The sequence below is a fragment of the Candidatus Magnetaquicoccus inordinatus genome (genome assembly GCF_004217665.1).
Taxonomy (GTDB): Bacteria; Pseudomonadota; Magnetococcia; order Magnetococcales; family Magnetaquicoccaceae; genus Magnetaquicoccus; species Magnetaquicoccus inordinatus.
Genome location: NZ_RXIU01000162.1, coordinates 1 through 8,139, shown reverse-complemented (window position 1 = coordinate 8,139; position 8,139 = coordinate 1). Strand labels below are relative to the sequence as shown.

The 8,139-nt window shown below is 53.2% G+C and carries 10 protein-coding genes; 7 read left to right on the top strand and 3 right to left on the bottom strand.

What is annotated here, in order from left to right; all coding sequences use genetic code 11:
• Positions 1–200: 200 nt before the first annotated feature.
• The 3 genes from EJP87_RS11420 to EJP87_RS11410 form a co-directional block, all read right to left on the bottom strand.
• A complete protein-coding gene (locus EJP87_RS11420; protein WP_227657593.1) occupies positions 201–659 on the bottom strand; it encodes a CoA-binding protein in 459 nt (152 codons plus the stop codon).
• 222 nt (positions 660–881) lie between these two features.
• Entirely contained in the window at positions 882–1,148 is a 267-nt protein-coding gene (locus EJP87_RS11415; protein ID WP_130472003.1) for a Dickkopf N-terminal cysteine-rich domain-containing protein, read from the bottom strand.
• 165 nt (positions 1,149–1,313) lie between these two features.
• Positions 1,314–2,459 (bottom strand): CBS domain-containing protein, encoded by a 1,146-nt coding sequence (locus EJP87_RS11410; RefSeq protein ID WP_130472002.1) that lies wholly within the window; start codon positions 2,457–2,459, stop codon positions 1,314–1,316.
• Positions 2,460–2,597: 138 nt separating this feature from the next.
• Between EJP87_RS11410 and EJP87_RS11405 the strand changes: the two genes are divergently transcribed.
• The 7 genes from EJP87_RS11405 to EJP87_RS11375 all read left to right on the top strand — a co-directional run.
• The gene (locus EJP87_RS11405) at positions 2,598–3,590 is read left to right on the top strand and encodes a KpsF/GutQ family sugar-phosphate isomerase (RefSeq protein ID WP_130472001.1); all 993 of its coding nucleotides are present in this window, start codon (positions 2,598–2,600) and stop codon (positions 3,588–3,590) included.
• Positions 3,587–4,153: a KdsC family phosphatase gene (locus EJP87_RS11400; protein WP_130472000.1), complete on the top strand. Its 567-nt coding sequence runs from the start codon at positions 3,587–3,589 to the stop codon at positions 4,151–4,153. The genes EJP87_RS11405 and EJP87_RS11400 overlap by 4 nt, the downstream gene beginning before the upstream one ends.
• Complete coding sequence (gene lptC, locus EJP87_RS11395) at positions 4,150–4,800, top strand: LPS export ABC transporter periplasmic protein LptC (protein ID WP_130471999.1); 651 nt, start codon at positions 4,150–4,152, stop codon at positions 4,798–4,800. Before EJP87_RS11400 ends, lptC begins: the two co-directional genes overlap by 4 nt.
• The gene (locus tag EJP87_RS11390; RefSeq protein ID WP_130471998.1) at positions 4,775–5,425 is read left to right on the top strand and encodes an LptA/OstA family protein; all 651 of its coding nucleotides are present in this window, start codon (positions 4,775–4,777) and stop codon (positions 5,423–5,425) included. Before lptC ends, EJP87_RS11390 begins: the two co-directional genes overlap by 26 nt.
• A 74-nt stretch (positions 5,426–5,499) precedes the next feature.
• Entirely contained in the window at positions 5,500–6,216 is a 717-nt protein-coding gene (gene lptB / locus EJP87_RS11385; RefSeq protein WP_130472004.1) for an LPS export ABC transporter ATP-binding protein, read from the top strand.
• A 32-nt stretch (positions 6,217–6,248) separates the two neighbouring features.
• A complete protein-coding gene (locus EJP87_RS11380) occupies positions 6,249–7,733 on the top strand; it encodes an RNA polymerase factor sigma-54 (protein ID WP_130471997.1) in 1,485 nt (494 codons plus the stop codon).
• Between the two features lie 57 nt (positions 7,734–7,790).
• On the top strand, positions 7,791–8,139 hold a 349-nt coding region (locus EJP87_RS11375), incomplete at its 3' end, for a PTS sugar transporter subunit IIA (RefSeq protein WP_130471996.1).

Sequence of the window (8,139 nt, the reverse complement as noted above, 5' to 3'; positions counted from 1 at the left end):
CAGGGATTCCATCCCTGGACCCGGCCAGGGAGGTGCCCTCCCTGGACCCGCAGTTGTTTTGGGTGGTGAATAGTTACCAAACGCAAATGGTCATCACTCCGCACCAATGGTAAAGAGTTGTTGACCAATCGGCAAACAGACGCTGGAGATTGCCCGCGTGCAGCAGGCAAGAAAGTCAATGGAGCGCAAGGGCAAATCGCTTACTGGGCCAACAAACGGCGGTGTTCCACCATCAAACAGCGATCCTGAATGGCACTCAAACCACCCTGACGAGCGATAGTCAGAGAGCCTTCATGGATAATGCCACTCTGCAACCAAAACAGGGCGGTACTCTCCGCCTGACCTGCCATCAAGCGCACAGCAGCCTCTGCGATAGGAGGGGTATCATCAGCAGCCCGAAAGACATCGACAATATCTACAGTCCACTCTTTGGGTATGGCATCCAAAGAGGGAAAACAGGGCTCACCCAGGATAGGTTCACTGGCAGGTCGTACCGGGATGATTTTATACCCCACTTGCTGCAGATAGGCGGCTACCCGATAGGAGGGACGATCGGTTTTTGGTGAAAGACCAACCACAGCAATGGTGCGGGCCCGACGCAATATATCCAAAAGCTGGGTGTCGGAAAGATTATCCATAAGGGGAGAAGAAGAGGACATTCAACACTCCACAAATAGCAAAAAGCCTGGAAAACCACCACCTGGAAATTTAATTCTATCAGAAGGGTGATAGATAAATTCCACATATATCAAAAACTGCCAACTGATGGGCCCACATTACACGACATTTTGCCAAACAACAACATAAAAATGATTGCGGAGCAATAAGGAAGCAAAGCGGCTCAACAGGGCCGCTTTGCTTCTGGCAATAGCCCAAAGAGGTTATTTGCAGACCCCTTTATCCTCTGGCTTGGCACCTGCAGCCTTTTCGCACTGATTGGATGCACACACTTTGTCGCGTTTGCAAGCCTGTCCGGCGGGCAATGGCGGTCTGCAAACCGGGGGCGACATGGCCAAAATACAAATGGTTCCGCCACCACACTCAGCATCGGGGTTGGCAGCGTTGGCACCGCACTTGATGTCTTCGGCAAAAGCAGAACCAGCCAAGGCAGCAGCAGCAAACAGAGAGACGACCAATTTTTTCAGCATATGTCCTCCATGATCAAGTTGAGATTGACACTTCTGACAGAATAATCGGTCCAGTCTATCGCTAATTTAACCCGGTTGCCAGGAATAATATCACAACAATTAATGCTGATATTTTTTACAAAATCAGCCACAGATCGGCAATAATTTATGGGCTTCGCAAATAAATTAGCCACATTTGCTGCGTCCGCTCTCCGAACCATGCAACGTCCAAAAAATACGATCCTCACCGGTCGGAGTGTGGACCAGACTGAAACGACAAATGGAGCAGATGGCCGAACCACTGCCGGTACGCAACGGCAAACTGATACGATCCATGGTGCCACAGTTGTGCAGCAAAATGGTTATCGCACCCCAAATATCCGGATCCCGGGCCAAATCATGTACCGAACGTCCTACCCAACTATTATCCAACTCCAGAGCAGCAGCCCCTTTTTCGTTCAAAGCCAGAATGCGATGGCCGCCACTGGGTTCAAACCAAATGGCCGGATCATTAATATCCTCTGGATTCAAAATGGCTTTATGGGTGCGTGCCGAGTTGACAACCTGCTTGAGCAGATCGGTCTGGGTCAACAAGCCAACCAGTTTACGCGGCACCCCCGTCAGAGCATCACGCGCCACGACCGGAATGCGACGGTGGCCGCTGCGCACAAAAAGATCGAGCGCATACAACAGATTGCGATCGGGTTCGATGGTGATGGCTTCACTGCTGGGAACCAGGGACAGCGGAGCATCGGCATGCCAATCGGCAGAGATACGAAAACGCAACAAATCCCCCTCGGTCACCATCCCCAGCAACTGTTCGCCATCGCTCAACAGCAGACAACCACGGTGCCAGGAGACCATCTGCCGTGCCGCCTCTTGAAAAGGTAAATCACTGCTTACCGCCGGAAATCGACTCTGAATAATATCCGAAACCCGATAATGAGCCATCAACTCCGAACGCGGCAAAGAGGCGACAATCTGTTTTTCGGTGATGCCACCAGAGAGCATGTTTTCATCATTCAACACCGGAAAACGCCGAAAGCGTCGGTTGTTGTAGATGTTGAGCAGCGATTGACAAGGGGTATCTTCCCGCACGATCTGCGGAATAGAGAGTGTAAACTGGGCAAAAGTGGCTTTGGCCAAATCATGACCGGCAACCATCCAGCGCAGCAGGTCAAATTCTGTCACCAAACCAACCGGCGCCATATTGTCCAAAATGACGGCAAAGCCAAAGGGCTGCCGCAATAACCGACGCATCGCATCCAAAAGGGTGGTGCTTGGGGAGAGGGTGATCAGATCGGGAAACATGCAATCGCGAACTATGGTCATCGATCCTCCAGATTCCGCTGTGCAGGAAAAGGGGAAATTTTTTTCCGCCAAGCAGTTGCAAGGCGCAGAGAATGGATTATTATGCGTGATTGAATCACGGTTTGTCCTGGTTTTTTTGTAAGGATCACGCAAAATCTGATGAATGAAACAGAGCACCTGGTCTCTCAGGCCAAAGAAACCCTATTATTGGAAGCAGATGCGATTCGCAGCATGGCAGAGCGACTGGATAGTCGCTTTGTACAGGCAGTCACCATCCTGGAAGCGTGCAAAGGTCGCGTTGTGGTGACCGGCATGGGCAAATCGGGTATTGTGGGCATGAAGATTGCCGCTACCCTCTCCAGTACCGGCACACCCGCCTTTTTTCTCCATCCCGCAGAAGGCAGCCATGGTGACCTCGGCATGGTGACCCAGCGCGATGTGGTATTGGCCATCTCCAACAGTGGCGAAACCGCCGAAGTGCTCACCTTGCTCCCCGCACTCAAATTTTTGGGGGTGGCCATCATCAGCCTGGTGGGAAGAGAGCTCTCCACCCTGGCGCGTGTCAGTACGGTGGCCCTGGATGTGGCGGTGGCAAAAGAGGCCTGCCCGCTGGGCCTGGCCCCCACCTGCTCCACCACCGTGGCTCTGGCCATGGGCGATGCCTTGGCTGTGGCGCTGTTGCAACGGCGTCAGTTGAGCCCGGAACAGTATGCGCTCTTTCATCCCGGTGGCGCGCTGGGAAAAAAATTGTTGCTGCGTGTGGCCGATCTGATGCACACCGGTTCGCAGATCCCTCTGGTCCACTCTACCGATCCCATGCGGCAGGCCATCCTGGAGATGACCGCCAAACGCCTGGGTGTAACCGGTGTTCTGAATGAACAAGGCGCCTTGATCGGCATCATCACCGATGGCGATTTGCGCCGCTGGCTGGAACGTGACAGCCAACAGCAGGGCAGCAACGATCTGCAATCCCGCACCAGCGCCGAGGTGATGACCCGCAATCCCAAAACCATCCCCACGCAAGCCCTGGCCATCGAAGCTCTGCGCCTGATGGAGGAGAACAAGATCACTACCCTCTTTGTCGGTCAGGCTGCCTCTGCCCCGGAGGGCATCCTCCATCTGCATGATATTTTGGGAGCAGGTCTGCTATGAGTGACAAACAGACACTTTGGCCAGAGGAAAAGGCTAAAGCAATCCGGATGGTGGTTCTGGATGTGGATGGTGTCTTGACCGACGGCATCATCCAGTTGGATAATAACGGAGTGGAAAGCAAGCGCTTTTATGTGCGTGATGGACTGGGTATCCGTTTGCTGCTGCAAGCAGGCATCCAGGTGGGCTTGATCACCGCTCGTCAATCCTCCGTGGTCAGCCAACGTGCTGCCGAGTTGTCGCTCTCCTTCGTCCATCAGGGAGCCCGCCACAAATGGCCCGCTCTGCAACAAGAGCTGCACAGAGCCGGTCTCCAGGCCGAGCAGTGTCTGTTCATGGGTGATGATCTGGTCGATTTGGCAGCATTATGCCGGGTCGGTTTGGCCACCGCGCCCCGTGATGCCGATCCGGAGGTGCTAAAACGGGTCGATTGGGTCGCCTCTCTCCCAGGGGGACGGGGCGCGGTACGCGAAATGGCAGAAAGATTGTTACGCAGCCAGGGTGTCTGGGATAATTTAATTCAGGGATTGTTGGAGGGAGTGCCGGATCCACGGCCACTATCATGAAACTGCCGGTTAAACTCTTTATGGTCACCATTCCCTTGCTGGTACTCGGATTGGTCGCGTGGCATCTGCAACATCCCAATCGCGTCATGCCCGGTCGGGATCCCTGCGCAAATGACTCAAGCATGGAAAAATCAGCACCAGGATGTCTGGCCAATGCTGCCGAGGTGGAGATCCCCGCTACTGCCACCAAGGTGACAGAAGTACAGCTCTTTCAACTGGTTGGAGAGAGGTTGCAGTGGCGCTTGCTCGCCCCCTCCGCCCTGGATGAAGGCAAAGATAAAATCTTTATCCGCCAACCCGATTTATTGCTGTATAATGAAGAGGGCGAGCGTTCGGTAGTCACCGCCCAAGAGGGCAGCGTACACCAACAAACACAAATCATGACCTTCAGCGGTCAAGTGGTGGCAAACAGTGAGCGGCAACGCTTGACCAGTGAATTGCTGCATTATGATCCTGCACGCAAAATGCTTTATACCCAGCAACCCTTTGTCCTGGAAGACGATACGATGCGTCTGGAAGGGGTCGGTCTGGCGATTATGAATGATAAAAAATCAATGATTGTGCAGCATAATGTCCGCTTGCACACTTTTACCGTGCGCGATGAGGTGACTGGTGACGAAGATGATGAGACAACTCCCCGTTCTTAAACGGTTTACTCTCTTGCGCAACCGGGCTGTTGCTCTGGCACTCTTGCTGTCGGCCAATCTCTGCCTGAGCGCTGGCGGATGGGGAGCCAACACCACCACCACCCAAGAAGGGTTGGTCATCACTGCCGATCGCATGGAACTGGATGATAAAAAACAGGTCGCAGTCTTTTTTGGTTCGGTACGCGCCGATGAAAAACGGATTCAATTGACTGCCGATAAAATGACCGTATTCTATCAAAAAAACAGTCGTCGCCAAGCCTCTGCTGGCAATCGCGGAGGGGTGGCCAAAATTCATGCCGAAGGACATGTGCTCCTGGTACAAGAGGAGAGCCAGGGTACCGCCGATGAGATGATCTATCTGGTCGATAAGCAGACCTTGGAGATGGTTGGGCAGGTGCAAAATGCTGCCATCCTGCATGCCAATGATCGCCTGGAGGGTAAAAAAATCCTGCTTACCATCGCCGATGATCATACCATCAGCAAAATCAATGTCCAAAGCGGGGAGCAGCGCCGTGTTTCCGCACGCATCATGCCTACTGAAAATGGGCAGCCCGGAATCACCCAACCTACTCCCTCCTCCGGCAAGGCAGGCAAATCTGCCAATAGCAAACCAGCAGGGCAATAGGCATGAGCCAACCACTGCAGACAAACGCAGAGAGCAGCGCAACCAACCCCCTCTCTTTGTCCCCTAACGGACAACTGTTGCAGGCAAAAGGGTTGGGAAAAGGGTATCGCGGACGCCAAGTGGTCACACAGGTAGACCTTTCCCTCACCCCCGGAGAGGTGGTAGGGTTGTTGGGACCCAATGGCGCGGGCAAAACCACCACTTTCTATATGCTTGTCGGTTTGGTCTCTGCAGATACTGGCTCGATCCATCTGGATGGGCTGGATATTACCCACACTCCCATGTATCGACGGGCGCGTGCCGGCATCTCCTATCTGCCACAGGAACCTTCCATCTTTCGTAAAATGAGTGTGCGCGATAATGTGCTCTCCATTTTGGAAACCCTGCCACTGGCTCGTAGCGAACGAATGGAAAAATTGGACCATTTGCTTGCTGAATTAGGTGTGTTATCGTTAGCTGATAGTCCAGGTTATGCTCTCTCAGGAGGAGAACGCCGCCGCGTAGAGGTGGCACGCGCCTTGGCCATCGAACCCCGTTATTTTTTGCTGGATGAACCCTTTGCCGGGGTGGATCCGTTGGCGGTGGACGAGATCCAAACCATCATTCGCCACCTGCAGCAAAAAGGAATCGGTGTGTTGATCACCGATCATAATGTACGGGAAACATTGGGTATCTGTGATCGTGCCTATGTCTTGACCGATGGCAAAGTGCTGGCTCATGGAACTCCTGAGCACCTGGTTACCAATGAGATGGTGCGGGCTTTGTATCTGGGCAAGGATTTTCGACTGTAACTTTTTTCCGCAACGGAAAACGAGGATTTGTTATGGCGTTAGGTTTGGAACTGAAACTGCGGATGGGACAGCAACTGGTCATGACACCCCAGTTGCAAATGGCCATCAAGCTGTTACAGATGTCCAGCCTGGAACTGGCTGATTATCTCCAGGAAGAGCTGGATAAAAATCCCCTGCTGGAACGGGAGGAGGACCGTCCGGATGAGGATGTGGTCGGCATGAGTGAAATGCTGGCCAACGAACGGGCCAGCGAAGGAAGCAACTCGCCCAGCAACGAGGATGAACCCAGCGAACGCAACCTCTCGGAAGATCTCCCGGTCGATGCCTCCTGGTCGGATATTTATGGCGATGGCTCCGGCTCCTTTTCGGCCCCGCAAAATTTTGATAACACCTCCAGCAGCGAAGCTCCTCCTCTGGAAAATACGCTGGTACGCAATGAAACCCTGACCGATTATCTGCTCTGGCAATTGGGTGTTTCGGCACTCAACGAAAAAGAGCGTCTGATCGGTACGGCGATTATCGACGCCATCGATGATAATGGTTATTTAAGCGCTGATCTGCAATCGATTGCCGAGATGACCGGCACCACCGTGGAAGAGGTGGAGGATGCTCTGGTTTTGGTGCAATCCTTTGAACCGGCGGGCGTGGCTGCACGCACTTTGGCGGAATCTCTGTTGCTGCAGTTGAAAAGTCGCAAACAGGCACATCCCCCTTTTACTACCCTGTTGGAGAATCTGGAGGATCTGGCGCGGCGGGATTTTCGCAAGTTGAAACGGATTTTAAAAATCACCGATGAGGAGCTGCAAGAGGCGGTGGAGTTGATTCAATCGCTCAACCCCAAACCAGGTTTGGCCTTTGGCAGCGAGCAGACCAACTATATCGCCCCGGATGTCTATGTGCGCAAGCAGGATGGCCAGTGGGTAGTAGAGGTCAACACCGATGCCATGCCCAAGCTGCGCATCAACCGCGAATATGATAATGCGCTCAATGGGCGCTTGTCGGCACAGGACAAACGCTTTTTGCAGGATAACGCCCGTTCGGCGCAATGGTTGATCAAAAGTCTGGAACAGCGTTCCAGCACCATTTATCGGGTTGCCGAATCGATTGTGCGTTTTCAGAGCAATTTTTTGGAATATGGTCGGGAACATTTGAAACCATTGATCCTGAAGGATGTCGCCGACGATATTGGCGTCCATGAATCGACCGCCTCCCGGGTGACCAGCAACAAATATATTCATACCCCGCGTGGTATTTTTGAACTGAAATATTTCTTTTCCTCCTCTTTGGTCTCGCAATCGGGAGAGAATCACTCTTCGGAAGCGGTCAAATTCAAGATTCAAAAACTGGTGGAGAGTGAATCACCCAGTCGCCCCTATTCTGATGAAAAGCTGGCCAAATTGTTAAAAGATCAGGGAATCATCGTTGCCCGACGCACTATCGCCAAATATCGGGATATATTAAATATTCCCTCTTCGTCGCGCCGCAAGCAACTGGGATCCGGCAGCAGTGAAAGTTGAGCAAAACCGCACTTTTCCCCGCACTCTCCACGCACTATTGCGCTGCCCGTACCAGCCATGCACATCACCCATTTGATTACTCCCGCACGCATCATTGCTGATTTGCATGGGGAGAACATCGCCCAGATTTTGGAGCAGTTGGCACAACCTTTGGCCAAAGAGCTCTCTTTCAGCTCTGCTCAAGAGATTGCCGCACAATGGTTGCAACGCGAGGCCATCCGCAGCACCGCCACCGGCTTGGGGGTGGCCTTTCCGCATGCGCGACTGGAGGGGTTGCATACCCCGATGGCAGTTTTGGGACGTTCTCGAACTGGTATTGCTTTTGCTGCCGCCGATCAGGAGCCGGTGCATCTGGTGATGGCATTAATCTCGCCCCCGGAGGCGCGTACCTTTCACCTGAAAGCAT

Coding starts and splice junctions, on each gene's coding strand:
- EJP87_RS11380 (WP_130471997.1), top strand. CDS start 6,249: ATGGCGTTAGGTTTGGAACTGAAACTGCGGATGGGACAGCAACTGGTC.
- EJP87_RS11400 (WP_130472000.1), top strand. CDS start 3,587: ATGAGTGACAAACAGACACTTTGGCCAGAGGAAAAGGCTAAAGCAATC.
- lptC (WP_130471999.1), top strand. CDS start 4,150: ATGAAACTGCCGGTTAAACTCTTTATGGTCACCATTCCCTTGCTGGTA.
- EJP87_RS11420 (WP_227657593.1), bottom strand. CDS start 659: ATGTCCTCTTCTTCTCCCCTTATGGATAATCTTTCCGACACCCAGCTT.
- EJP87_RS11390 (WP_130471998.1), top strand. CDS start 4,775: ATGATGAGACAACTCCCCGTTCTTAAACGGTTTACTCTCTTGCGCAAC.
- EJP87_RS11415 (WP_130472003.1), bottom strand. CDS start 1,148: ATGCTGAAAAAATTGGTCGTCTCTCTGTTTGCTGCTGCTGCCTTGGCT.
- EJP87_RS11405 (WP_130472001.1), top strand. CDS start 2,598: ATGAATGAAACAGAGCACCTGGTCTCTCAGGCCAAAGAAACCCTATTA.
- EJP87_RS11410 (WP_130472002.1), bottom strand. CDS start 2,459: ATGACCATAGTTCGCGATTGCATGTTTCCCGATCTGATCACCCTCTCC.